This is a genomic window from Janthinobacterium sp. 75, from assembly GCF_004365495.1.
Classification (GTDB): domain Bacteria; phylum Pseudomonadota; class Gammaproteobacteria; order Burkholderiales; family Burkholderiaceae_D; genus Janthinobacterium.
Map to the genome: position 1 here is coordinate 94054 of NZ_SORD01000002.1, position 24830 is coordinate 118883.

A 24830-nucleotide genomic window follows, 5' to 3' on the forward strand; every position below is an offset into this window, starting at 1 on the left:
GTCATCCTTCCAGCAGCCGCGCGGCCACCTGTTGCGGGGTCAGGCCCGTGTTGGCGGCGGCCAGCTGGCGCTCGCGCTGCAGATTACGCTCCAGCTGCAGCTGCGCCGGCCGGTACTGTTTCGGCCACGCTGCACCGTCGCCGCTGTAGCCGATGCGCGCCGTCTCCGTCAGGGTCCAGGCCGGGTTGGCCAGGTGCGGCCGGCCCACGGCGCACAGGTCGGCGCGCCCGGCGGCGATGATGCTGTTGGCATGGTCAGCTTCGAAGATGGAGCCAACGGCCATGCTGGCGATGCCCGCCTCGTTGCGCACGCGGTCGGCGAACGGCGCCTGGAACATGCGCCCGTACACGGGCTGTTCGAGCTTGCTGACCTGGCCTGAAGAGCAGTCGATCAGGTCGGCGCCGGCCTGCTTGAACAGGCGCGCGATGAGCACAGCATCGTCGGGCGTGATGCCACCTTCGACCCAGTCGTGGGCCGAGATGCGCACGCTCATCGGCTTGTCCTGCGGCCAGGCGGCGCGCATGGCGCGGAATACCCGCAGCGGATAACGGCAGCGGTTTTCCAGGCTGCCGCCATACTCGTCCGTGCGACGGTTCGTCAGCGGCGAGATAAAACTCGACAGCAAGTATCCATGCGCGCAATGCAGTTCCAGCCAGTCGAAACCGGCGACGGCGGCCGCCAGCGTAGCGCGCACGAAGTCCTGCTCGATGCGCGCCAGGTCGCTTTCCGTGGCCGCGCGCGCCGTTTGTGACACGCCGGCCAGGTATTGCTGTTCGGATGCCGCCAGCAGCGGCCAGTTATCTTCCCTCAAGGGCAGGTCGATACCGTCCCACATGGGCCGCGTCGAGCCTTTCGGCCCCGCGTGGCCCAGCTGCAAGGCGATCTTCGCATCGCTGCCGGTATGCACGAAATCGACGATGCGCCGCCAGGCCTGCGTATGCGCTTCGCTGTACATGCCGGGACAGGCGGGCGTGATGCGCGCGTCGGACGACACGCAAGTCATTTCGGCAAAAACCAGTCCCGCGCCGCCCATGGCGCGCGCGCCCAGGTGCATCAGATGGTAGTCGCCCGCCACGCCATCGACGGCGCTGTACTGCGCCATCGGCGAGACGACGATGCGGTTTTTCAGCAGCACGCCGCGCAGCCTGAACGGCGTGAGCATGGGCGGCATGGCTACGTCCGGCAGCGCCACGCCGGCCTGTTCGCCCGCGCGCCGCGCCAGCCAGCGTTCATAATCGGCCACGTATTGTGGATCGCGCAGGCGCAGGTTTTCATGCGAAATGCGCTGGCTGCGCGTGAGCATGGAATAGGCGAACTGCGGCGCCTCCATGGCGCTGTAGCGCTCGACGTTTTCAAACCATTCCATGGAATTGCGCGCCGCGCTCTGGATTTTCAGCACCTCGATGGCGCGCAGCTGCTGGTAGGCGGCCAGCGCGGCATCAGTACCAGCAGCACTATCCGCATGCTGACCAAAGCAGCGCGCCAGCTCGATGGCGTCTTCCAGCGCCAGCTTGGTGCCGGAGCCAATCGAGTAATGCGCCGTGTGGGCCGCGTCGCCCATCAGCACGACGGGTACGCCATCCTGGTGATGCACCCATTGCCGGCAGACGATGCGGGGAAAGGTGATCCACTGCGCCGAGCCGCGCAAGTGCGGCGAATTGCTCAGTAAACCTTGGCCATCGAGTTCCTCGGCGAACAGCGCCTCACAAAAGGCGATGCCCTCTTCCTGGCTCATGCTGTTCAACCCCGCCGCACGCCACACGTGCTCGGGCGTTTCGACAATGAAGGTCGACGTATCGCCGTCATATTGGTAGATATGCGCCTGGAACCAGCCATATGGCGTCTGGCGGAAGGCAAACGTGAAGGCCTCGAATTTTTTCCGCGTGCCCAGCCAGACGAAGCGGCAATGGCGCTGGTCGATCTCGGGCTTGTAGCTGGCCGCATAGCGCGTGCGGATACGGCTGTTCAAGCCGTCGCTGGCGATCACCAGGTCGGCGCCGTACTGGCGCGCGATGGCCTGGTCATCCTGCGCTTCCGTCTCGAACACCAGCTGCACGCCGAGTTCCTCGCAGCGCGCCTGCAGGATATTGAGCAGGCGCTTGCGGCCGATGCCGCAAAAGCCATGTCCCCCCGAACGCACGGTCTCGCCCTTGAAGTGGATCTCGATATCGTCCCAGTGGTTAAACGCCTGCAGGATGGCGCGCGCCGTCGGCTCGTCCGCGCTGGCCAGATTGCCCAGGGTCTGGTCGGAAAACACCACGCCCCAGCCAAACGTGTCGTAAGGGCGGTTGCGCTCGATGACCGTGATGCAGTGCTCCGGGTTCTGCTTTTTCATGAGCAGGCTGAAATACAGGCCGGCGGGGCCGCCGCCGATGCAGACGATATTCATGGAGTGTCCGTGCGAAGTTTGAAGCGCTGCAGCTTGCCCGTTTCCGTGCGCGGCAGGGAAGGCAGGAAGCGGATGGCGCGCGGATATTTATAAGGAGCGATCTGCTGGCGCACGAAGTCCTGCAGTTCCGCTGCCAGCGCGTCGCTGGGTTGGAAGCCGTCCTTCAGCACCACATGCGCCTCGACGATCTGGCCACGCTCGGCATCGGCGCGCCCGACCACGCCGCATTCGGCCACGGCCGGATGACGCAGCAGCGCTTCCTCCACTTCCGGGCCGGCGATGTTGTATCCGGCCGATACGATCATGTCGTCGCTACGCGAGCGGTAATAGAAGTAACCGTCGCCATCCATCTCGAAAGTGTCGCCCGTCAGGTTCCAGCCGTTCTGCACATACTCGCGCTGGCGCGGGTCGGACAGGTAGCGGCAACCGGTGGGGCCTTTCACGGCCAGGCGGCCCGTCACGCCGGGCGGCTGCGGCACGCCGGCGTCATCGACGATGCACGCCTGGTAGCCGGGGATGGCCTTGCCGATGGCGCCGCGGCGTATGCCCTCGCCCGTGGCGGAAATGAAGATGTGCAGCATCTCGGTGGCGCCGATGCCGTCCGTCATGGCCAGCCCCGTGGCCGCTTGCCAGGCGTCGCGCGTGGCCAGCGGCAGCGCCTCGCCGGCCGACACGGACAGGCGCAGGCTGCGCACGTCGTGCTGCGCGGCCAGGGGCGCCATCTGGCGGTAAAAGGTGGGCGCCGTGAAGCAGATCGTGGCCTGGTATGCGCCGATAGCACGCAGCAGGCCCTCGGGCGTGAGTTTTTCCAGCAGCACGGTGGCCGCGCCAAAGCGCAGGGGAAACAGCAGCAAGCCGCCCAGGCCAAAGGTGAAGGCCAGCGGCGGCGTGCCGATGAAGATATCGTCGGCGCACACCTGCAGCATGGAGCGGGGAAAGCAGTCGCAGATGGCCAGCAGGTCGCGGTGCATGTGCATGGTGCCTTTGGGCACACCCGTCGTGCCCGAGGTAAAGCTGATCAGGCAGACGTCGTCGGCCGCGGTGTCGAATGCGGCAAAGGGTACATCGTGGGCGGCCATGCGCTGTTCCAGTTCGGCGTTATCCGCGCCAAAGCACAGCATGGCCGGCAAGCCGGGCAATCCATCGAGTTCCCCGCGCAAGCCCTGCGCGCACAGCACGGCGTTCACTTCCGCCTTGGCGATGATGGTGGACAGTTCACGCGCGCGCAGCAGCGGCATGGTGGGCACGGCGATGCATCCGGCCTTCAGCACGGCCAGCAGGCAGGCTGCCATCATGGGTGTATTTGCGCCGCGCAGCAGCACGCGGTTGCCGGGGATCAGGCGCAGGTCCGTCCGCAGCACGTGGGCAATGCGGTCGACCTGGCGCGCCAGCTGTGCGTAAGTCCAGCGCTGGCCGTCGGCAAGGATGGCGGTGCGCTCGCCGCCACCGCTGGCAACGGCCGCATCGAGCAGCGCGGCGACGCAATTGAGACGCGCCGGATACTGCAGCTCTGGCAAGGCCAGGCACAGTTGCGGCCAGAGTGCGCGCGGCGGCAGGTGCGTGCGCGCAAAGTCGTCCTGGGGAGATGCGGTGCTAGGCGAAGGGTCGCTGCTCATGCTCATCCTGGCTGGTGACGGGCGCGTGCACAAGGCCCGGAAGCAGATACTTTAAACCTAAAGTATTTTCCCGGCAAGCAGAAAACAGCAGATTCAGTCAGGGTCGTCCTGTTTCCGCAGCCGGCGCGCCTGCTGCGCCACGCTGCGCGCCAGCGCGGCCAGGGCCGCCTGTATCTGGCCGCTATCGAGCACCGCTGCCTGCAGCAGGGCCATCATGCCGGCCTCCGCGCCATGTAGACCGAGGGTGCGGCAACCGAGGTGCAGCCGTTCGAGCTGCTGGCGCGCCTGGGCCGGCTCGCCGCGCGCCAGCAAGGCGTCGACCTGTTCGCTGGCGGCGTCGATCTGTCCCTGAAAGCCCGTCAGATACGCCAGCAGGCGTTCGCTGTCGATACCCAGCCGCTGCAAGGTGTCGCGCGGCGCCTCGGCCGGCAATGCGGAGACGTCGAAGCAGGCGTCGATATGCTGGCGCACCTGCTCCGGCTGGAAGGGCTTGACGATGTAGCCGGCAGCACCGGCCTGCACTGCGTCACGCACCGTGTCCTGGTCATTGGCCGACGACACGAGCACCAGGGGCATGGCATCGAGCGCGCTGTCGGAGCGGATTTTCTGCAGCAGCTCCATGCCGGACAGGCGCGGCATGCGCAAATCGCAGAAGCACAGCGACGGACGCAAGCCGCCTTCGAGCTGCTCCCACGCTGCCGCGCCATCCTCGGCTTCCACGATATCGTGCACGCCGCAGCTGTCGATCAGGTGCATCAATACCATGCGCGACACGACATCATCGTCAACCACCAGTACTTTCATTGCTTTCTCCATTGCCGGCAGCGTCAGGGGCCTGGCCGTCTACTTCCTAGTTTCACCGCGCGCTCGATGGCCGGCATTGCCTATTTTACATCTCCTTGCCCGAAACGGCTATTTGCGCCAACAGTGCGCGCAATTGCGGCAAATGCAAGGCCACCTGCGTCCAGCGGCCGCCGTCCGCCGCCTCTTCCATTTCCGTGCACAGTATGTGCAGCTGCGTTTCATCGAGATAGGCGGCGCTGCCCTTCAAACCATGCAACAGGCGCCCGGCGTTGTCCTTGTCCTGCGCTGCCAGGGCGGCGTCAAGTTCACGCAGGCGTCCCTCCAGGTCGGCAACGAAGGCAACGCGGATGCGCCGTTGCAGTTCGCCGCTGCGGATGGATGGGGAAGGCGCCGCGACAGGAACTGCCGGCGCGATGCCGAACAGGGCATCGAGTTCGGCCTGCCCCCGCGCGACGCCGCGCGGCGCGTTCGACGGCATGCGCGGCAACATGAAACCGCGCTGCAGCTGGCGCTCGATGGCGCGCGCCAGCAAGCCATGCAGCGCCGCCTCGTCCACGGGTTTGCTGAGGAAATCATCCATGCCGACGCCAAGATAGCGACTGCGGTCCTCTTCGCTGGCATTCGCCGTCAGGGCCACGATCATCAGTTCCTGGTCGCGCACGGGCTGGTCCGGCCAGCCGCCCACACGGATCAAACGCGTCGCCGTGGCGCCGTCCATCTCCGGCATGCGCCCGTCCATCAGGATCAGGTCATAGCGCGTATGCACGCACGCCGCCACCGCCAGCACGCCGTTGGCGACCACGTCGACCCTGTGCCCCAGCTCTTCGAGCATGACGCGGATGATGATCTGATTGGTGGGGAAGTCTTCCGCGCACAGCACGCGCAACTGGTGACTGTGCGGCGCCAACGCCACCTGCGGCACCAGCGGCGGCGCCACGCCATCGGCCAGCGGCAGGGTGAAGGCAAAGGTACTGCCCTGCCCCGGCGTGCTGGCCACCTCGATCTCGCCCTCCATCAGTTCGACCAGCTGGCGGCAGATCGCCAGGCCCAGCCCCGTGCCGCCGTAGCGCCGCGTGGTGCTGGCGTCGGCCTGCTCGAACTTCTGGAACAGGCGCGCCATCGCGTCCGCATCGATGCCGATGCCACTGTCGCTGACGGTAAAACGGATCAGATTGACACGGCGTCCGCCCCTGCCGCTTGCCACGCCGGCTCGTTCGACGCACACGCTGACGCCGCCGCGCTGGGTGAACTTGAAGGCATTGCCGACCAGGTTGACCAGCACCTGGCGCAAGCGGGTCGGGTCCCCCACCACGAAGGGCGGCAGGTCGGGCGCAAAATCGATGGCAAAACCGATGCTGCGCGCGGCCGCCTGCTCCTCGAACAGACTGACGACCGTCTCGATCGCTGCACCGAGCGCGAAGTCGATATTTTCGATACTCAGCTTGCCCGCCTCGATCTTGGAAAAATCGAGCAAGTCATTGATGATCACCAGCAGCGACTGGGCGTTGGCCTGGCCGCGCAGGATCTGCTCCCGCGTGGCATCGTGCAGCTGCTCGTCGCGCAGGGCAAAGCCCAGCATGCCGATCACGCCGGCCAGCGGCGTGCGCATCTCGTGGCTCATATTGGCCAAAAATTCCGACTTCTGGCGCGTCGCATCCTCGGCCTTGCGCTTGGCCTGGCGCAGGCTTTCCTCGTTTTTCGTCAGGCTGCTGTTGACTTGCGCCAGCTTTTCCGACTGGGCCAGCACTTCGATTTCCTTGCTCTGTAACTCGGAAGTGCGTTCGCCGACCAGTTTTTCCAGCTCGTTCTGCTGGCGCCGCAGGGCGCGCACGCGCTGCCGGTAGGCGCCATACACGGCGCCCAGCAGCAGCGCCGCCAACAGGGTACGGAACCACCAGGTTTTCCAGAACGGCGGCAGGATAGTGATGGCCAGCGTGGCGCCGCTCTCGTTCCACACGCCATCCTTGTTGGCCGCCTTGACGCGAAACACGTAATTTCCCGCATCGAGGTTGGTGTAGGTGGCAAAGCGCCGCCCCGCATCCGTCATGACCCAGTCCTGGTCGAATCCTTCGAGCCGGTAGGCGAACATATTGCGCTGGGGCGCAGCGAAATGCAGGGCCGCAAATTCCAGCGAAAAGACGCTTTCGCGGTTGGTCAGCACCAGCTGGCGCGTAAGGTCGATCGCCGTCTTGAGTACGTGCGCGAACTCGCCGCGGCCGATGGCCACTGGCTTGTTAAAAATCTGCAGCTCCGTGATGGCCACCAACGGTGGCACGCGGTTGTCGTGGATATCCTGCGGTACGAATGCCGTCATGCCGTTAAAACCGCCGAAATACATGGTCCCGTCCGACGCGCGCAGGGCCGCGCCATCGAAATACGAGCCTTCCACAGTGCCGTCGGCGCTGTCGTAATTGCGGAACAGGCCACTGCGCATGTCGAGCCGCGTGATGCCGCTATTCGTGCTCAGCCACAGCTGCTCGTTATCGTCGCCCAGGATGCTGGCGACGGCATCGTCTGCCATGCCATCCTTGCGCAAGAAGCGGCGAAAGCGGATTTCGCCTTTCGCGTTGACATCCATGCGGTTCAGGCCATTGGCCGTGCCCACCCACAGCACGCCGCGCTTGTCCTCATGCAGGTAGTGTACCTCGTCGTGGCTGAGGCTATGCGGGTTTTGCGGATCGTGACGGAAATGGCGAAAGTGGCCGCTGGCGCGGTCGAGCAAGTCCAGGCCGTGGAAAGAGCCTATCCACAGCCGTCCCTTGCCGTCTTCCAGCACGGGCCGCACCATGTTGTCGGACAGGCTGTTCGGATCGGCCGGATCGTGGCGGTAAGTGGTAAAAGCCCGGCTGACGGGGTCGAAGCGGTGCACGCCGCCCCGCGTCGAAACCCACAGCATGCCGCTGCGGTCGCTCATGACATTGCGGATGGTGTCGCTGTTCGGATCACCTGCGGCAAAGCGCATGGTAAAAAAACGCCCCAGTGCGGGATCGAAGCGGTGCAAGCCCGTCGAGCCGCCCACCCACAGGGTGCCGCCCGGCGCCTTGTACAGGGTGGTGACCTGCTCGTCGCGCGACATGCCGGGGGAACTGCGCAGGTCGAACAGCCGCGAGCTGCCGTCGCGCGTGTCGTACAGTTTCAAGCCGCCCTTGGTGGCCAGCCACAGCTTGCCATTGCCCGCGTCGGCCACGGCGCGCACTTTCTTGTCCGCCAGCGCGCCCACATCGCCGGGCGCCCGCGCCATGCGCGAAAAGCCGCCGCTGCCCAGGTCGACCCGGCTCACGCCGTTGTACCAGGAGCCGACCCAGAAGGTGCCGGCTCGGTCGCGGTACAGCGATGACAGCTGGTTGTCGGCGACGCTGAACTTGTCGCCCGTCTGGTGGCGGTACTGCAGGAAGGTATCGCTCCCGGGCAGCCAGCGGAACAGGCCATCGGCATTGCTGCCCAGCCAGACGGTGGCGTCAATATCCTGGTACAGGCTGGCCACGCGGATGGCGGAAAAGCCCTGTTTTTCATTCAGGCGCAGACGTGACTGCGGCGCCTGGCCGGCGCCTCCCAGGCGCCAGCGCTCGGCGCCGGCCATGGTGCCGATCCACAGGTTCTGCTGGCGGTCGACCAGCAGCGACTGGATCACGTTGTACTTCGAGCCGGGCGCCGTGTCGACGGCGAAATGCTCGAAGCGCTCGCTGCCCGGCGCCAGCATGTCCAGGCCTGTTACCGTGCCTATCCACAGGCGCTGCTGCGCGTCCAGCGCCAGCGCCTTGATTTCATTGTCGCCCAGGCTGTGCGGATTGCCTTCTTCATGGTGCCAGGTACGGAAGACGCCCGTGGCGGGATCGAAATGCTGCAAGCCGTCCGAGGTGGCGATCCAGAAGCCGCGCGCGCCATCGTCGAGAATGGCGTGAATATGCCGGTTGCCGTTGCCGCGCTTGCTCTTTTCGGCCGGGACGTAATGGATGAAGGTCTGGCTGGCGGCGTCGAAACGGTCCAGGCCATTGTCGGTGCCGACCCACAGCTGGCCCTGGCTATCGACATGCAGTTCGCCGACCCAGTTGTCGGCAAGGCTGGTCTTGTCGCCTTCGATATTCTTGTAGACGACCATGCGGTAGCCATCGTAGCGGCTCAGGCCGGACTGGCTGCCAAACCACATATAGCCCTGCCGGTCCTGGGCGATAGCCAGCACCGATTCCTGCGCCAGGCCCTGTTCAACGCTGAGCTGGTCGAAACGCAGGGTGGGCGCAGGCGCCGCCACGGTCGGGCCGCCCGGCAGCAGCAAAGACAACAGCAATACCACTTCGCAAGCACGTCGAAATACCAGCACAATCGTCCTGTCAAAAAAAACGCGAAAAACCCGCACGCCGCTCCAAGGGCCGTCTCAAGAACCAAAGAACGCCAGGACATCATCCTTGCGGGCTTGCGTATCGCGCTGTCCAAGACGGATCAACTCGTTAGTATATGTCGATTCGAACAATAAATACGATGCCAATGCCGCGCCGCGCGCTTCTGCCGCGCCGATGCCCGACAACATGGTGCGGATGGGACGCGGCAAACTGCCGATATGCCGGCTGGCGATGGCGTCGAGCCGCTCGGACGGCGCGATGACCAGCAATTCCACCGGCCGCAAGGCCGTCTTGCCCAGCAACTCGGGCGGCAGCATCGACAGGGTCAGGTTGATGCGATTCAGGCGTTCGATGTCGACGGCCAGGCCATCGAGGAAGATCGACGACAGCGCATGGCCGGCAATCTGCGCCAGGCTGGGGTAGCGCGCCGCTTCGGACGCGGCGGGTGCCGGTTCCGTCATGCGCCCCGCCCCCACCACCAGCACCTTGTTCGCGCCCAGGTGGATGGCCGGGGAAATCGGCGCCAGCTGGCGCATCGATCCATCGCCGCAGTACTCGCGCTGGCCGCCCACGTACAGGGGCACGGCGGGGAAAATAAAAGGTATGGCGGCCGAGGCGAGCAAGTGTTCCACGCCGATCTGGTCTTGCAAGGCCAGGCGCTGCGTGCGCACCCAGGGCGCGATCTCGGCGGCCGTCTGGTAAAACGTCATGTGGCGGCTACCCGAATACGACGACGCCGTCACGGCCAGCGCATGCAGCAAGCCATCGGCCAGCGCCGCGTCCAGGCGCGGCAAGTCGAGCATGCGGTGCAGCAGGCTGACCAGCGGGGTATTGTCGAGCAGGGAATTGGGCGGCGACGCATGCCACTGGCGCAGCAGCCAGCCAAACGACAGCAGCGACAGCCAGCGCGCGCCGGAGCGGATCACGCCCAGCGAATCGGCGCGGTAGACCTGCTCGACCTGGATATGCTGCCACACGTCGAGCAGCTTTTGCACGCCTTCGCCGAAATTGTCGGCCCGGCAAGCCAGCGCCGTGGCGTTGATGGCGCCGGCCGAGGTGCCGCAAATGATGTCGAACGGATTGCGCGCCGGCGCCCAGCCCGCTTCCCACAATATTGCCGAAATTGCCTGCAGCACGCCCACCTGGTAGGCGGCACGGGCGCCCCCTCCCGTGAGTATCAAGCCTGTTTTATTTTGCATTCCCATGGCGGCAGATTAGCAGGGTCTTGATACTTTGTGGAAAAGTTTCGGGGTCAGCCCCGCTGGGGGAATACGGCCCCGCATTCCGCTTCCGCAGGAACTGCCCCCGGCTTTTGCCTTTGGGCTCAACAACAATAACAATCAAAAAATCAATCTCCCCTGACCATGCCTTCACGGCGCGGATCAGCGCCGCCGAACCAGAAATCCTTGCCATGCGCATTCAGGCGCATGATGCCCTGCAGGCCGGAATTCTGTTCGATGACGCGCACCTCGTGGCCCATGGCTTGCAGCGCCTCGACCTGGGCAGCCGGCGCGCGGCCCTTTTCCAGTTCCGTCGGGCCATTGCGGCTGCCGAAGTTCGGCAGGCTGATCGCTTGCTGCACGTTCAAGCCCCAGTCCATGGTACCCACCAGCACCTTGGCGACATAATTGATGATGGACGAGCCACCGGGCGATCCCGTCGCCAGCACCAGCTTGTGCGTCCCTTTTTCAAACACGAGGGTGGGCGACATGGCGCTGCGCGGACGCTTGCCCGCTTCGACTCTGTTGGCGATAGGGCCATCCGCATCGCGCGAATCGAAGGAGAAATCCGTCAGCTGGTTATTCAGCAAAAAGCCGTCGACCATCTGGCGCGAACCAAAGGCGTCTTCCACGCTGGTGGTCATCGACAGGCCGCCGCCGAAGGCATCCACAGCCACCAGGTGCGACGTCGACGGGCGCTGCAAGGCATTGTCCATGCCCCACGCCACCTGCATGCCGGGCGGCGTGCCGGGCAAGGCGCGGCCCATGGATTTCTCGCCGATCAGCGAAGCGCGCTGCGCCAAATAGGTTTTATCGAGCATGGAGCTAATGCCGTTGCCCGGCAGCGGCACGAAGTCCGTGTCGGCCACGTAGCGGTTACGGTCAGCGTAAGCCAGGCGCCCCGCTTCCGAGAAAAGGTGAATCGCTTGCGCATCGAGCACGCCATCGACGGGCGCATACGGGCGGATATCCTTCACTTCCAGCATGCCCAGCATCTGCGCGATGGCGATGCCGCCCGACGATGGCGGCGGCATGCCGCACACGGTCCATGCCTTGTAGTCGCTGCAGACGGGCTCGCGCACTTTGGCCTGATAGCCGGCGATGTCGGTCGCCGTCAGCTTGCCCGGATTGGTCGGATGCGACGCCACCTTGGCGGCGATGTCGCGCGCGATGCGGCCCTGGTAAAAGGCGTCGGCGCCGCCACGGGCAATCTCGCGCAAGGTACGCGCCAGCTGCGGGTTTTTCAGCACGTGGCCGACGGACCAGGGCTTGCCGTCCTGGTCATAGAAATACGCGGCGGCGACAGGGTCGCGCTTCAGGGCCTGGTCCCAGCTCAATAGGCCGTGGAGGCGCTGGCTGACGGGAAAGCCGCCGTGCGCCAGCTTGATGGCGGGGCCGAACAGGGTCGCCCACGGCAGCTTGCCATGCTCCTTGTGCGCCAGTTCCAGCATGCGCAGCACGCCCGGCGCGCCCACGGAACGCCCGCCCACCACGCCCGTGGCGCGCGAAACGGGACTGCCGTCGGGATTCTGGAACAGGTGTTCATCGGCGGCGGCAGGCGCCGTTTCGCGTCCGTCGAAGGCCTGCACGCCCTTGGCGGTCGAGTACAGCAGGAAAGCGCCGCCGCCGATGCCCGACGACTGCGGTTCGACCAGGGTGAGCACCAGCTGCGTGGCGATGGCCGCGTCGATGGCGCTGCCGCCCTTTTTCAGCATCTGGTAGCCGGCATCGGCGGCCAGCGGATTGGCGGCGGCGACCATGAATTTCTGCGCCGCCCAGCCCGATTTTTCCGCATACGCAGTGGCGATTTCCGGCGCCTTTTGCGGCACCTCGGCAAATACGGGACTGGCAGCGAGCGCTCCCAGCAAGGTCAGGCTCAGCGCCAGCGGCTTCAATGTGATCATGGATTCTCCGATAAAAAAAGGGCGCACAGCCGAGCAAGGCTGTACGCCCCATACGGGGGTATCCTACATCAAATGCCCGTCAAGGCACTGCCTTCGTTAGAGTGCCTGGCGATGTTCAGGGCTAGGCGCGTGGCCGAAGATAGTACGAATAGTACGGCGAGGCCATGCAACAGCGCCCTGGGCATTGCCCAGGTGCGCTTACTTTGGCTGCATACGGATGGCGCCGTCGAGGCGGATAGTTTCGCCATTGAGCATGACGTTTTCCACGATGGCTTTCACCAGTTGCGCGTACTCGCCGGGCTTGCCCAGGCGCGATGGGAAGGGCACCATCTTGCCCAGCGCATCCTGCACCTCGGCCGGCATGCCCAGCAGCATCGGCGTCTCGAAAATGCCGGGCGCCACCGTCATCACGCGGATGCCGTTGCGCGACAGGTCGCGCGCCATCGGCAGGGTCAGGCCTACCACGGCCGCCTTCGAGGAAGCGTATGCAGCCTGGCCGATCTGGCCATCGTAGGCCGCCACGGAAGCCGTGTTGATGATGATGCCGCGCTCGCCTTCAGCGGTCGCATCCTGTTTGGCCATGGCATCGGCCGCCAGGCGGCACATATTGAAGGTGCCCACCAGGTTGATATTGACGACTTTCTGGAACAGGGCCAGCGGATGCGGGCCATCCTTGCCCACGGTTTTCACGGCCGGCGCCACGCCGGCGCAGTTGACCAAGCCGCGCAATGTGCCCAGCTTGCCTGCCGCTGCCACCACGGCCATGCCATCTTCTTCCGACGTCACGTCGCACTGCACGAACACGCCGTTCAGTTCAGCGGCCAGCGCCTGGCCCGCTTCCGTCTGCACGTCGGCCAGCACGACCTTGCCGCCAGCGGCCGTCAGCATGCGCGCCGTGGCCGCGCCCAAACCCGATGCGCCGCCCGTGATGATGAATACATTGTCCTGAATCTGCATGAAATCTCCTGAGTGATAAGGGCCGTGTTCCCGGCGCCCGATGGTTGCATGGTGCATGATGCCATCATTACGTTTACGTAAACGTAATGTCGGCGACAATTGTAGCCACTTTTTGCGCGCGCTCAGCGAAAACTTGCAGCGGCAACGAATGGCAGGGCTAAAAACACTGTATGAAAGCACCATTGCGGTGGCAGATACGGCCATTGGCATCGAGCGTGGCATTGCCCGCGCCGTTGTAGCGCGCGCCGGCCGCGTCGCGGCAACCGCCTGTGTCGCAGGCACCGATGGGCTGCGGCGCGCCGGGCATGGGCACGGCCGGGCTGGGCGGCAAGGGCGGCATGCGCACGACGGGCGGCGCTGTGCGCTGCACGGGCATGCGGCCGATTACTTGCGCCACAGAACGTCGCGGCTGCACGGGCGGCGCAGGACGACAAGGTTCCACCGCCAGCTTGCTGCTGTTGCGCGGGTCGAGCTGGCACATGGGCAAGGACTCGGACGCCGCCTTCTCCTGTGCCCAGGCATGGCCGCCGGCGAGCAGCATGGTACAGGCCAGTGCCGATATCGTTTTTGTCATCGTCTTCATGCCGCCTCCCCCAGTAACCATCGCACTACTTTCATTATTGGCACACGCCGCGCCAGATGCCAGTCAAGATAACACTCTCACGTTTGCACCTGCCATGCGCACGCTGCAACGGTGTTTTATTTCCTTTCAGCACTTTCCTTCTTGCCAGGATGGCATTACAATAAGAACGATTCTTATTCTCATTAACTGAATTCGAGCGCATTTTATTATTTTTTATTCATTTATACCCGAGCCACCCGGAAGGCAGCCAGGAAATAACAACATCCGGAAAGTTCACCATGACCAAGCGTAGTCCCGTCTTCGCAAGACCCGTTTCCGCTCCCGCCCGCTCCATGCATTCCGCCGCCCTGCTCCTGCCCTGCCTGCTCTCGCTGGCCGTCAGCAACGCCTGGGCCGAAGGCAATGTGGCCGCCGATCCCACCATGAACACGGTGGTCGTCACCGCGTCGGGCACGGCCATCGACATCAAGGATGCGCCGGCCAGCATCAGCGTCATCACGCGCGAGGAAATCGAGCGCCAGCCCGTCTACGACCTCAACACCCTGCTGCGCCGCATCCCCGGCGTGACGGGCGGCACCAGCCCCGAAGGCGAGGCGTCGAAGATCAAGCTGCGCGGCTTGCCCGACAAATACACCTTGATCCTGGTCGACGGCAAGCGCATGGGCAGCTCGGCCGACACGGCCTACCGTCCCGACCTGGGCCGCCAGGACTTGAACTGGATCTCGCCCGACATGATCGAGCGCATCGAAGTGGTACGCGGCCCGATGTCCTCGCTGTACGGCTCGGACGCCATGGGCGGCGTGATCAACATCATCACGCGCAAGGTGCCGGGCAAGTGGAACGGTTCGGCCACGGCCAACTACACGCAGCCCCAGGACAGCGACCGCGGCACGGCGCACCAGCTGGGCGTGAACCTGGCAGGCCCCCTGTCGGACACGGTCGGCATGCGCCTGGGCGTAAGCCAGTCGCGTCAGAATCCCGATGAAAAATTCTTCGACAAAGCTGGCGCCATGGGCGGCGAACGCAACCAGACTGTCTCGGGCCAGCTGACCTGGGCGCTAGGCAAGAAACAGAACCTGTCGCTGGATGCCAGCTATGGCAGGCAGGAAGCCAGAGATTCGAGCGCGCATGATGAGAATGGCGATCCGCTGGTCTACAGCTGGGGCGCCAACAAATTGATACGCAAGAGCGTCAGCGTCGGGTACGAAGGCCGCTGGGACTTCGGCAAGACGATGGTCAACCTGTATCACAACGACTTCGATAACGAAGTCGTCGGCTCGGTAGCGAAATCCAAAGATAGCACGCTCGATGCCAGCCTGGAAAAACGGCTCGGTTGGGGCGGCATCGAGCAAATGCTGGTGATGGGCGGACAGTGGAAGCACCAGGAGCTGACGAACACGGACACCATAGGCACCGTGCCCACCGATTACCTGGGCAACACTGTGAGCGGCGCGACCCTGTCGGGTACCACCTCGGCCCTGTTTGCGGAAGATCAGCTGTTCCTGCGCGACAACCTGACGGTCACAGCCGGCCTGCGCCTCGACCACCACAGCAAGTTCGGCAACCACTACAGCCCGCGCCTGTACCTGGTATACCACCCTGCCCCCGCCTGGACCATCAAGGGCGGCGTCTCGCAAGGCTTCCGCGCCCCAAGCCTGAAGGAAAACTCGCCGGCGGCGGCAACCAACTCTGGCGGACGCGGTTGCGGCAGTCTCAAACCGCTGGGCTACATCAGAGGCTCCTGCTACATGGCTGGCAATGCCGACTTGAAGCCGGAAACGAGCACGGCCGGCGAGATCGGCGTGGCGTGGGAACAGAATGGCTGGGACGTGGGCCTGACCTACTTCCACACGGATTTCAAGAACAAGATCGACTATGCGCCGCTGGGCTTTTACCAGCAGCGCTGGTGGACCAAGATGACGAATATCCAGAAGGCGCGCACCAGCGGCCTGGAAGCGACGGCCACCATCCCTCTGACGAAAAATCTGAACTGGCGCAACAACGTGACCTACATGGCGGAAGCGAAAAACCTGACCACGGGCGCCAACCTGCTGTCCACGCCGAAGCTGTCGTGGTACTCGGCGCTGGGCTGGCAAGTCAACGACCAGCTGTTCGGCGAAGTGTCGGCCCAGTACACGGGCAAGGAACTCGATGCCGGCAAGCTGGCCGACAAGGCCTACACCATCGTCGACACAGTCGTGTCGTACAAGGTCACGCCCCAGTGGACCGTGCGCGGCGGCGTGCAAAACCTGTTCAAGAAGGGACCGATGGCCGATGGACTGGTCGACTACTACGTGCCCGGACGCCGTATGTTCCTTGGCCTGACCTCGCGTTTTTAAGGCCTGGTTTTTAAAGCCTAGTAACGGGGCGGCGGCGTATCGGGCGGCGGCGTTGCGGCATTTGCCGGCACGCCGCTCAGCATCTGCCCGGCGACAGGTACCTTGTGGCCACTCGCATACATGCATTGCTGATACGCATTATCGTAGCGGCGCTGCATGCCATACGAGGAACTGTCGGCAGCGCCCGTGCCCGCCAGCGCGCCGAACAGCAAGCCCGTGCCGGCGCCTACCCCGGCGCCATGGCCGCCATCGATGGCGGCACCGGCCGCCGCACCGAGCACCGTGCCCAGCGCCGCGCTGCGCACGCCGCTGTCGACGCCGGCCTGCTGCGCCGACGCACCACCCAGCTGGTCTTGCGCATAAGCGCGGCATTGCAGGTCATCGCCGCGGAACTGTTCGAAACTCTTGCCAGTACCGGGCAAGACCATGGCTGACGGCCCCTGCGGCAGCACCGTGCAGGCGGTCAGCAAGAAGGGCGCCAGCAGACCGGCACGCCCCATCAACGTTCTCGTGTTCATATTCGCCTCCCCGTCAGCGCACGCTGGTCGGCAGCACGGCACGCCATGCCGTACCGCAATTTTTCACGTAGGGGTAATAGCCCTGTGGCCGCGCGCAGTAATACCACATCTGCGCCGTCGGCTCGCCGCCCTGCTCGATGTAAACAGGAGGTACTACGGGCGGCGGCTGCACGATCAAGGTGCGCCCATACGGATAAGGATAGCCATACCACGGGTCGCCATACCAGCCCGGCCCATAGCCATGCCACCAGGGCGAGCCCACCCAGACGCCCACGTGCGAACGGCCATGGAAATGGCCGTGGCTGCCGTGGAACCCTCCATGGCCGGCATGTCCACCATGCCCGCCGGGCGCGGCCCAGGCGCCGCCCGCCACCGCCAGTCCCATTACCGCTGCCAGCGCCAGCGACGCCCAGCGGCCTGTGTTATTGCTATCCATGACATCCTCCTGCCATCCATGCCAGACTGTAAAGCTCACTCCATTATTGGCAGAGGGCGGGCACAAGCAAAGGCGCCGTAACAATTGCTCACCTTTGATACGCGAGGATATGGACGGCAGGAAAGTTTCACCGGTACAAAACGCAAACAGCCCCGCGGCGCGGGCCACGGGGCTGCAAGGATGGCGCCCTCTTATTGCGCGGGCAAGCTTTGCACGGGTGTGGCCGGTGCCAGGATGGGCGGCACGGGTGCGTGGATGGGCGCCGGTGCCTTGACGGCCAGCCAGCCCGTGGCTGGCAACAGCGGCACCAGCAGCAGGGCCACGATATTGATGATCTTGATCAAGGGGTTCACGGCAGGTCCCGCCGTGTCCTTGTACGGGTCGCCCACCGTATCGCCCGTGACGGCCGCCTTGTGCGCGTCCGAACCCTTGCCGCCGAAATGGCCATCCTCGATGTATTTCTTCGCATTGTCCCAGGCGCCGCCGCCCGTGGTCATGGAAATGGCCACGAACAGGCCCGTCACGATGGTGCCCATCAAGAGGCCACCGAGCGCCGCTGGCCCCAGCAGCATGCCCACGACGATGGGCACCACCACGGGCAGCAGGGATGGCACGATCATTTCACGGATGGCCGACGCCGTCAGCATGTCGACCGCCTTGTCGTATTCCGGCTTGGCCGTGCCCTCCATGATGCCCTTGATGTCGCGGAACTGGCGCCGCACCTCGACCACCACGGCGCCCGCCGCGCGGCCCACGGCTTCCATCGCCATGGCGCCGAACAGGTAGGGAATCAGGCCGCCGATGAACAGGCCGACGATGACCATGGGGTTCGACAGATCGAACGTAATGTGCTGCCCCACCGATTCGAGCGCATGCGTGTAGTCGGCAAACAGCACCAGCGCGGCCAGTCCGGCCGAGCCGATGGCATAGCCCTTGGTGACGGCCTTGGTGGTATTGCCCACGGCATCGAGCGGATCGGTGATGGCGCGCACGGAATCGGGCAAGCCCGACATTTCCGCGATGCCGCCCGCGTTATCGGTGATGGGGCCATACGCGTCGAGCGCGACGATGATGCCCGCCATCGACAACATGGAAGTGGCCGCAATGGCGATGCCGTACAAGCCGGCCAGCTGGTACGAGACGAGGATGGCGACGCAGACGGCCAGCACCGGATAGGCGGTGGACTTCATCGATACGCCCAGGCCGGCGATGATATTCGTGCCGTGGCCCGTCGTCGACGCTTCGGCGATATGGCGCACGGGCTTGAAATCCGTGCCCGTATAGTACTCGGTGATGTAGACCATCAGGCCCGTGAGCACGATGCCGACGACGGTGGCGCCCATCATCTTGTAGCGCATGGCGTCGTCGGGCCACAGCAGCCATGTCACCACGGCAAAGCCGACCAACGACAGCCCGGCCGCCCACCACAAGCCCGTGTACAAGGCCGACATGATCTTCTTGCCGGGGGCCGTCTTGACCATCGAGCAGCCGACGATGGAAGCGAGGATGGAGACGGCACCCAGCAGCAGCGGGTAGATGATGGCCGTGCTGCTGGCCTCTGCCATCAGCAGTGCGCCCAGCAGCATGGTGGCGATCAGGGTCACGACATAGGTTTCGAACAGGTCGGCCGCCATGCCGGCGCAGTCGCCCACGTTGTCGCCCACGTTGTCGGCGATGACGGCAGGGTTGCGCGGATCGTCCTCGGGAATGCCCGCCTCCACCTTGCCCACCAGGTCCGCACCCACGTCGGCGCCCTTGGTGAAGATGCCGCCGCCGAGCCGCGCGAAGATGGAAATGAGCGAGGCGCCGAAGGCCAGGCCGATCAGGGGCTTGATCAAGTCGTGCTGGGTCAGGCCAGGGGCGCCCGTCGTCACCAGCAGCCAGTAGAACAGGGTCACGCCCAGCAAGCCAAGTCCCACCACCAGCATGCCGGTAATCGCCCCGCCCTTGAACGCCACGTTCAGCGCCTGGTTGATGCCCAGCGTGGCCGCCTGCGCCGTGCGCACATTGGCCCGCACCGAGACATTCATGCCGATGAAGCCGCAGGCGCCCGACAACACGGCGCCGATCAAAAAGCCCAGCGCCGTATGCAGGCCAAGCAGCGCATAGATGGCGATCAGCAGCACCACGCCGACGATGGCGATGGTGCGGTACTGGCGCGCCAGGTAGGCGGCAGCGCCCTGCTGGATGGCCAGGGCGATTTCCTGCATGCGCGCGTTGCCGGGATCCTGCCTCAGGATCCAGCTACGCGACACCAAACCGTAAATGACTGCGACCACGCCGCAGGCTACTGCAAACCACAAACTGGCTGCCATATCGTCCCCTTCTGTTTTTATCCGACGCCATTGCCAACAGCTGCAGACCGCGCCGGGTAGGCACGCGCAGCCAGGAAAACACGACCTGCAAAAAACTTGAACTACGAAAACGACACGGCACCGCTGGCGAAAAGCGGGCACAAAAAAAGCGGACACTCAGGTCCGCTTTTAAAAACTGCTTAATCCGCCAGGGCGGCAAATGCGCTGTCGCGGATTTGCTCGACCGGACCGACGCCGGCAATGCGGCGGTATTTCGGCGCGCCTGGCAGACCGGACTTGGCCCAGTCATTGTAATAACCGAGCAAGACCTTGGTCTGGTTGTGGTACACGTCCAGGCGCTTCTTGACCGTTTCCGCCTTGTCGTCGTCGCGCTGGATCAGCGGTTCGCCCGTGATGTCGTCAATGCCGTCGACCTTGGGCGGATTGAATTTGACGTGGTAGACGCGGCCCGAACCCGGGTGGCTGCGGCGGCCGTCCATGCGCTCGATGATCGAAGCGTCAGGCACGTCGATTTCCAGCACGTAGTCGACATTGATGCCGGCATCTTTCATGGCGTCCGCTTGCGCGATGGTGCGCGGGAAGCCGTCGAACAGGTAGCCATTGGCGCAATCGGCTTCTTGCAGGCGGTTCTTGACCAGGCCGATCATGATGTCGTCCGACACGAGGCCGCCCGCATCCATGACTTTTTTCGCTGCCAGGCCCAGTTCCGTGCCTTCCTTGATCGCCGCGCGCAGCATGTCGCCCGTGGAGATTTGTGGAATGCTGTATTTTTCTTTGATGAAGTTAGCTTGGGTGCCCTTGCCGGCACCGGGTGCTCCTAAAAGTATCAGACGCATTGAAAAGTTCCTAAAAAACAGATTTTGGATGGTGGTATGTGTAATTATTTTTAGATGATGTTGCTATGGCTATCTTTCCCTACGAAACTTACCACAAAAAATCCCCGAAGCGCCAGTTTGCTATCGAATTGCTATGCCCTGATTGATCAAAGCCAGCAATTAGCGCGGCGCACGTTACAAAATGTGGTTTTTACTGCAGGCGCACAATTATATTTGCACGCCTGCCGTTTTGCGGGTAGGGCTTACTGGGCGTGATAATGCGCCTGCACGCGTTCGAGATCTTCCGGCGTGTCGACACCGGCGGCCGGGGCCGAGTCCGTGACGTGCACGGCGATGGCAACACCGTGCCATAACACGCGCAACTGCTCCAGCGCCTCGATCGCTTCCAGCGGCGAAGCGGACAATTGCGGATATTCTTGCAAGAACGCATTGCTGTACGCATACAGGCCGATATGGCGCAGCGGCACGTAGCCATGCGGCAAGCAGTCTTTCGACTGCGCGAAGCCATCGCGGTGCCACGGAATCGTCGCACGCGAGAAATACAAGGCACGGCCGTTCTTGTCCAGCACCACTTTGACGACATTCGGGTTGAAAGCGTCGGCGATGTCGTGCAGCGGATGGGCGCAGGTGGCCATGGGGACGGCGGCGCTGATCTGCGCCGCACAGGCGGCAAGCAGGGACGGATCGATCAGGGGTTCGTCGCCCTGCAGGTTGACGACGACGGCGTCGAGCGGCAAATCGAGCGTGCGCGCCACTTCGGCGATGCGGTCCGTGCCCGACGGATGGTCGGCGCGCGTCATGCATACTTCCACGCCATGCGCGGCGCAGGCGGCGCGGATGCTGTCATGGTCGGTGGCGACGATCACGCGCGCGGCGCCCGACAGGGCTGCCTGCTCGGCTACGCGCACCACCATCGGCTTGCCGCCCAGGTCTGCCAGCGGCTTGCCCGGCAGGCGCGTCGAGGCCAGGCGCGCCGGGATGATGACGATGAACGCCATCGTTATTCCACTGCGTCTTGCAGGGTGCGCGCTTCGTCCGCCCACATGATGGGGATGCCATCGCGGATAGGATAGGCGAGGCGGTCGGCGCGGCAAATCAATTCCTGCGCCTTCTTGTCGAGTTCAAGCGGACCCTTGCAAACAGGGCAGACCAGGATATCAAGCAGTCGAGCGTCCACGACATTTCTCCACAATTTGTTGGGCCAGCGCGCTATCGATGCGCGCACTGACGGGGACGACCCACAGTCTCGGGTCATCTTTGAGATGTTCAATTTGCGCACATTTTACTGCATCCTTCTCGGTGATCAAGATCACATCCGTGTCGAGTGCCGCAAATGGCTGGTCGAGGAAGTCGTGATGGTCGGGCAAGGGCAGTTCCATGAAGTCCAATCCGGCCCCGCGCAGCATGGCAAAGAAACGCCGGGGATTGCCGATACCGGCCGCCGCCACGATGCGCTGGCCGCTGGCTGCCAGGGTTTCAAGCGGCATGCTTTCGCCGCGGTTCACCATGCGTTCGGCCACGCCACCGGCCAGCAGCATCTGCACCACCAGCCCGCCCTGTGGCGCGATCCTGGCCACCAGTGCCGGCCCCAGTTCGGGCGCATTGATCACCGTCACGTCGCGCCGGCGGCGCGGCGATTCGCGCAGCGGGCCGGCCGGCAGCAGCCAGCCATTGCCGGCGCCACGGCCGTCGAACAGCATAATTTCCACGTCGCGCCGCAAAGCGTAATGCTGCAAGCCGTCGTCCGTCACCAGCACGTCGACGTCCGGGTGCGCAGCCAGCAGTGCCCTTCCCGCTTGCGCGCGGTCGCGCCCAACCATCACCGGACAGCCGCCGCGCTGGAAGATCAGCAGCGGCTCGTCGCCCACCTGCTGCGGCGTGGAAGCCGTGGTGACGGCGCGCGGCAGCCGGTCGGCGCTGCCATGGCCGCGCGAAATGACGCCCGGGCGCATGCCCGCCTCGCGCAAGGCTTGCACCAGCCAGATCGTCAGCGGGGTCTTGCCAGTGCCACCAATAAAGATATTGCCAACCACGACGACGGGCACGGGCAGGCGCGCGGATTTCAGGATGTTTGCCCGGTACAGGCCGCGCCGCACGGCGCTCAGGGCGCCGAACAGCAAGGACACGGGCCACAGCGCGTACGCCAGCGGGCCACGCGTCAGCCAGGCGCGGGTCAATGTGGTTTCAAGCTTGGCGGGGGAGGATGTGGGCATGAAGGAAGACGTAAAAATAGTGTAGGTCGGATTAGCTGCGCCGTCAGGCGCAGCGTAATCCGACATGCTAGGCGGCGGCTTTGTCGGCTTACGCCGTGCCGGCTAAGCCGACCTACAGGCCGATGCTGCCTGCTTATTTGCTGCCGCCAGCCTGCGCCGCAAACGTCAGCTTTTCATAACCGGCCAGGCGCGCCGCTTCCATCACGTGGATGACCATCTGGTGCATGGCAAACTGGTCGGCGTTGACCACCACCACGGGCGTCTGCGCGGGCGCCTTGCCGCCGTTGGCGGCCTTCGCCGCGTTTTGCAGGGCATCGGCCAGACCGGCCACGTCGCGGAAGGAGACCGGTTCGCGGTTGACCGTGTAGTTGCCCTTGGCATCGATGGTGACGTCGATCTGCTGCGGCTTGTCCTTGGCTTGCTCGGCATCGGCCGTCGGCAAGGTGATCTGCAATTCCGTAAATTTGCTGTAGGTGGTGCTGACCATGAGGAAGATCAGGATCACCAGCAGCACGTCGATGAACGGGATCAGATTGATTTCGGGGTCTTCGCGCCCCTTGCCTTTGCGGAAGTTCATTGGCGGCCACTATGGACGATGTCGACGAACTTGACCGCTTGCTGCTCCATGTCAATGACGAAACTGTCGACGAGGGCGCGGAAGTGGCGGTAGAAGATCAGGGCTGGCATGGCGATGGCCAAGCCGAAGCCTGTGTTATACAAGGCCACCGAGATGCCGTGGGCCAATTGTGCGGGATTCGAACCGCTGGCGTTTTGCGAACCGAAGATTTCGATCATGCCCACCACCGTACCAAACAGGCCCATCAGTGGAGCCAGGGTGGCGATGGTGCCCAGGGTCGTCAGGTAGCGTTCCAGCACGTGGGCCACGCCGCTACCGGCTTCTTCGATCGATTCCTTCATCACATCGCGCGGCGCATCGACGTTGCGCAGGGCGGCGGCCAGCACCACGCCCAGCGGCGAATTGTCTTCCAGCTTGGTCACCGTGTCCGGCGTGATCTTGCCGCTGCGATACACCTGCACCACTTCATCGAACAGCTTGCGGGGCAGGATCTTGCCACGTCGCAAATACAGCAGGCGCTCGATGATCAGGGCCAGGGCGACGATGGAAGCGATCAACAACAGCCAGATGGGCCAGCCGGCGGCTTGAAATATAGCGAGCAAAAGAAACTCCTGGTAAAGGGAAGGCGATGGAGCGCCCGGACAGCCTGTATTGTACCGAGCGCCGGAGTCCGATTGTATGTCGGCGCAGGAATGGCGCAATGTAGCGCGTTGCCGCGCCGGCGGCAAGTGGCGCCTGCATGCGTACCTGTCCACACCGCACGGCGGGCCGGCACCACCGGCACACAGTTCTGCACACTTTGTGTGGATAAGATTGTGAGCAAGCATGAAGTACAACACGCAAGTCATTGATTTACATGGAGATTATGCTACTGCGTAAAATACAGGCATAGCAGCTTATCGACAGTAGTCAATGTCAATAAATTAATACTTGAAGAGTTCTGCACATTTACTGTGGACAAGATTGTGCGCAAAGCCGAGGAATTGAATTAAGTCATTGATTTCAAAGGAAATTAAATCAATGCGCAAAAAAGTGGCAGCCAGCCCGACACAAGCACCAACTACACGGTCAAAGTTCTGCACACAATCTGTGGACAAGATTGTGCGCAAGCGCAAGAATAGGCGCCAAGTACATTGATTTATATCGTTTTTATTACCCTGCATAAAAATGTAGCAAGATGTAAAAAGCAGGGGTTTTCATGCAAAAAAAAGTCGTCGAACGGCACTTTTCCACCGCCAGCGTAGTTCCGCACATAAAGTGTGGATAAGATTGTGAGCAAGCGGATCAACTCCTCACAAGAGCATTGATTTTAAAGGAGTTTTTCTTGATGCTTAAAAATTGCGCAGCACGAAGGGGTGGCCGCGCGGTGAAAAACCTGGATAAAAGGCGAAATGATTTATGCAGTTTTGCACACATTCTGTGGATAAGATTGTGAGCAAGGCATGCAACTTTATTCTATGTTATTGATTTATATGGATATTTTTATGCTGCGCAAAATTCAGGCAAGCCATGCCATGGGCGCTCCAGTGGATAAATCAGGCGCTGCGCGAGAGTTCTGCACATTTTTTGTGGATAAGATTGTGCGCAAGGCCATGCATGGCATACTAAGCTATTGATTCATATGGACTTTATTTCCGTGCGCAAAAATGTAGCAAGGCAACTTATCGGCAATTGGCGGGCCTGTCCTGCAACATTTGTCCAAGGCAAAAAGTTCCGCACACTTTCTGTGGATAACTTTGTGCGTAAGTGGCAGGGGGTACACTGATGTGCTTGATATTAAAGGTTT

General features: G+C 63.4%; 19 protein-coding genes. 2 read left to right on the forward strand and 17 right to left on the reverse strand.

Annotated elements, in window-relative coordinates; all coding sequences use genetic code 11:
* Window position 1: 1 nt before the first annotated feature.
* The 8 genes from C8C89_RS24755 to C8C89_RS24790 all read right to left on the reverse strand — a co-directional run bounded on the left by C8C89_RS24755 (window position 2) and on the right by C8C89_RS24790 (window position 13810).
* Window positions 2-2389 (reverse strand): bifunctional salicylyl-CoA 5-hydroxylase/oxidoreductase, encoded by a 2388-nt coding sequence (locus C8C89_RS24755; protein ID WP_133993722.1) that lies wholly within the window; start codon window positions 2387-2389, stop codon window positions 2-4.
* On the reverse strand, window positions 2386-4005 hold the full coding sequence (locus tag C8C89_RS24760; protein ID WP_133993724.1) for an AMP-binding protein: 1620 nt from the start codon (window positions 4003-4005) through the stop codon (window positions 2386-2388). The genes C8C89_RS24755 and C8C89_RS24760 overlap by 4 nt, the downstream gene beginning before the upstream one ends.
* Window positions 4006-4098: 93 nt before the next feature.
* The gene (locus C8C89_RS24765) at window positions 4099-4809 is read right to left on the reverse strand and encodes a response regulator (protein WP_101484305.1); all 711 of its coding nucleotides are present in this window, start codon (window positions 4807-4809) and stop codon (window positions 4099-4101) included.
* A gap of 85 nt (window positions 4810-4894) precedes the next feature.
* Window positions 4895-9094 carry a hybrid sensor histidine kinase/response regulator gene (locus C8C89_RS24770; RefSeq protein WP_133993726.1) on the reverse strand — a complete coding sequence of 1400 codons (4200 nt, stop codon included), beginning with the start codon at window positions 9092-9094 and terminating at the stop codon, window positions 4895-4897.
* A gap of 87 nt (window positions 9095-9181) precedes the next feature.
* Window positions 9182-10351 carry a patatin-like phospholipase family protein gene (locus C8C89_RS24775; RefSeq protein WP_101484304.1) on the reverse strand — a complete coding sequence of 390 codons (1170 nt, stop codon included), beginning with the start codon at window positions 10349-10351 and terminating at the stop codon, window positions 9182-9184.
* 143 nt (window positions 10352-10494) lie between these two features.
* Window positions 10495-12270: a gamma-glutamyltransferase gene (gene ggt / locus C8C89_RS24780; protein ID WP_133993728.1), complete on the reverse strand. Its 1776-nt coding sequence runs from the start codon at window positions 12268-12270 to the stop codon at window positions 10495-10497.
* A 198-nt stretch (window positions 12271-12468) separates the two neighbouring features.
* Window positions 12469-13227, reverse strand: coding sequence for a 3-hydroxyacyl-CoA dehydrogenase (locus C8C89_RS24785; RefSeq protein ID WP_071078915.1), 759 nt, complete (start codon window positions 13225-13227; stop codon window positions 12469-12471).
* A 157-nt stretch (window positions 13228-13384) separates the two neighbouring features.
* On the reverse strand, window positions 13385-13810 hold the full coding sequence (locus tag C8C89_RS24790) for a hypothetical protein (RefSeq protein ID WP_133993730.1): 426 nt from the start codon (window positions 13808-13810) through the stop codon (window positions 13385-13387).
* 278 nt (window positions 13811-14088) lie between these two features.
* Here C8C89_RS24790 and C8C89_RS24795 point away from each other — a divergent pair, with 278 nt between their 5' ends.
* Window positions 14089-16149: a TonB-dependent receptor gene (locus tag C8C89_RS24795; RefSeq protein WP_101484301.1), complete on the forward strand. Its 2061-nt coding sequence runs from the start codon at window positions 14089-14091 to the stop codon at window positions 16147-16149.
* A gap of 17 nt (window positions 16150-16166) precedes the next feature.
* Here C8C89_RS24795 and C8C89_RS24800 read toward each other — a convergent pair whose 3' ends face one another.
* From C8C89_RS24800 to C8C89_RS24840, 9 genes are all read right to left on the reverse strand, one after another.
* Window positions 16167-16667 carry a glycine zipper family protein gene (locus C8C89_RS24800; protein WP_208327814.1) on the reverse strand — a complete coding sequence of 167 codons (501 nt, stop codon included), beginning with the start codon at window positions 16665-16667 and terminating at the stop codon, window positions 16167-16169.
* Between the two features lie 13 nt (window positions 16668-16680).
* Window positions 16681-17103: a hypothetical protein gene (locus tag C8C89_RS24805; RefSeq protein WP_133993732.1), complete on the reverse strand. Its 423-nt coding sequence runs from the start codon at window positions 17101-17103 to the stop codon at window positions 16681-16683.
* Between the two features lie 191 nt (window positions 17104-17294).
* Window positions 17295-19418 carry a sodium-translocating pyrophosphatase gene (locus tag C8C89_RS24810; protein ID WP_133993734.1) on the reverse strand — a complete coding sequence of 708 codons (2124 nt, stop codon included), beginning with the start codon at window positions 19416-19418 and terminating at the stop codon, window positions 17295-17297.
* Between the two features lie 179 nt (window positions 19419-19597).
* Window positions 19598-20254: an adenylate kinase gene (adk, locus tag C8C89_RS24815; RefSeq protein ID WP_101484297.1), complete on the reverse strand. Its 657-nt coding sequence runs from the start codon at window positions 20252-20254 to the stop codon at window positions 19598-19600.
* Between the two features lie 242 nt (window positions 20255-20496).
* Window positions 20497-21252 (reverse strand): 3-deoxy-manno-octulosonate cytidylyltransferase, encoded by a 756-nt coding sequence (gene kdsB / locus C8C89_RS24820; RefSeq protein ID WP_133993736.1) that lies wholly within the window; start codon window positions 21250-21252, stop codon window positions 20497-20499.
* 2 nt (window positions 21253-21254) lie between these two features.
* On the reverse strand, window positions 21255-21431 hold the full coding sequence (locus C8C89_RS24825) for a Trm112 family protein (protein WP_101484295.1): 177 nt from the start codon (window positions 21429-21431) through the stop codon (window positions 21255-21257).
* Window positions 21412-22467 (reverse strand): tetraacyldisaccharide 4'-kinase, encoded by a 1056-nt coding sequence (lpxK, locus tag C8C89_RS24830; RefSeq protein WP_101484294.1) that lies wholly within the window; start codon window positions 22465-22467, stop codon window positions 21412-21414. The genes C8C89_RS24825 and lpxK overlap by 20 nt, the downstream gene beginning before the upstream one ends.
* 133 nt (window positions 22468-22600) lie before the next feature.
* Window positions 22601-23044: a biopolymer transporter ExbD gene (locus tag C8C89_RS24835; protein WP_131687065.1), complete on the reverse strand. Its 444-nt coding sequence runs from the start codon at window positions 23042-23044 to the stop codon at window positions 22601-22603.
* Window positions 23041-23646 carry a MotA/TolQ/ExbB proton channel family protein gene (locus C8C89_RS24840; protein ID WP_101484292.1) on the reverse strand — a complete coding sequence of 202 codons (606 nt, stop codon included), beginning with the start codon at window positions 23644-23646 and terminating at the stop codon, window positions 23041-23043. Before C8C89_RS24840 ends, C8C89_RS24835 begins: the two co-directional genes overlap by 4 nt.
* A gap of 840 nt (window positions 23647-24486) precedes the next feature.
* Here C8C89_RS24840 and C8C89_RS27105 point away from each other — a divergent pair.
* Window positions 24487-24660 carry a hypothetical protein gene (locus C8C89_RS27105; protein ID WP_166674904.1) on the forward strand — a complete coding sequence of 58 codons (174 nt, stop codon included), beginning with the start codon at window positions 24487-24489 and terminating at the stop codon, window positions 24658-24660.
* Window positions 24661-24830: the final 170 nt, after the last annotated feature.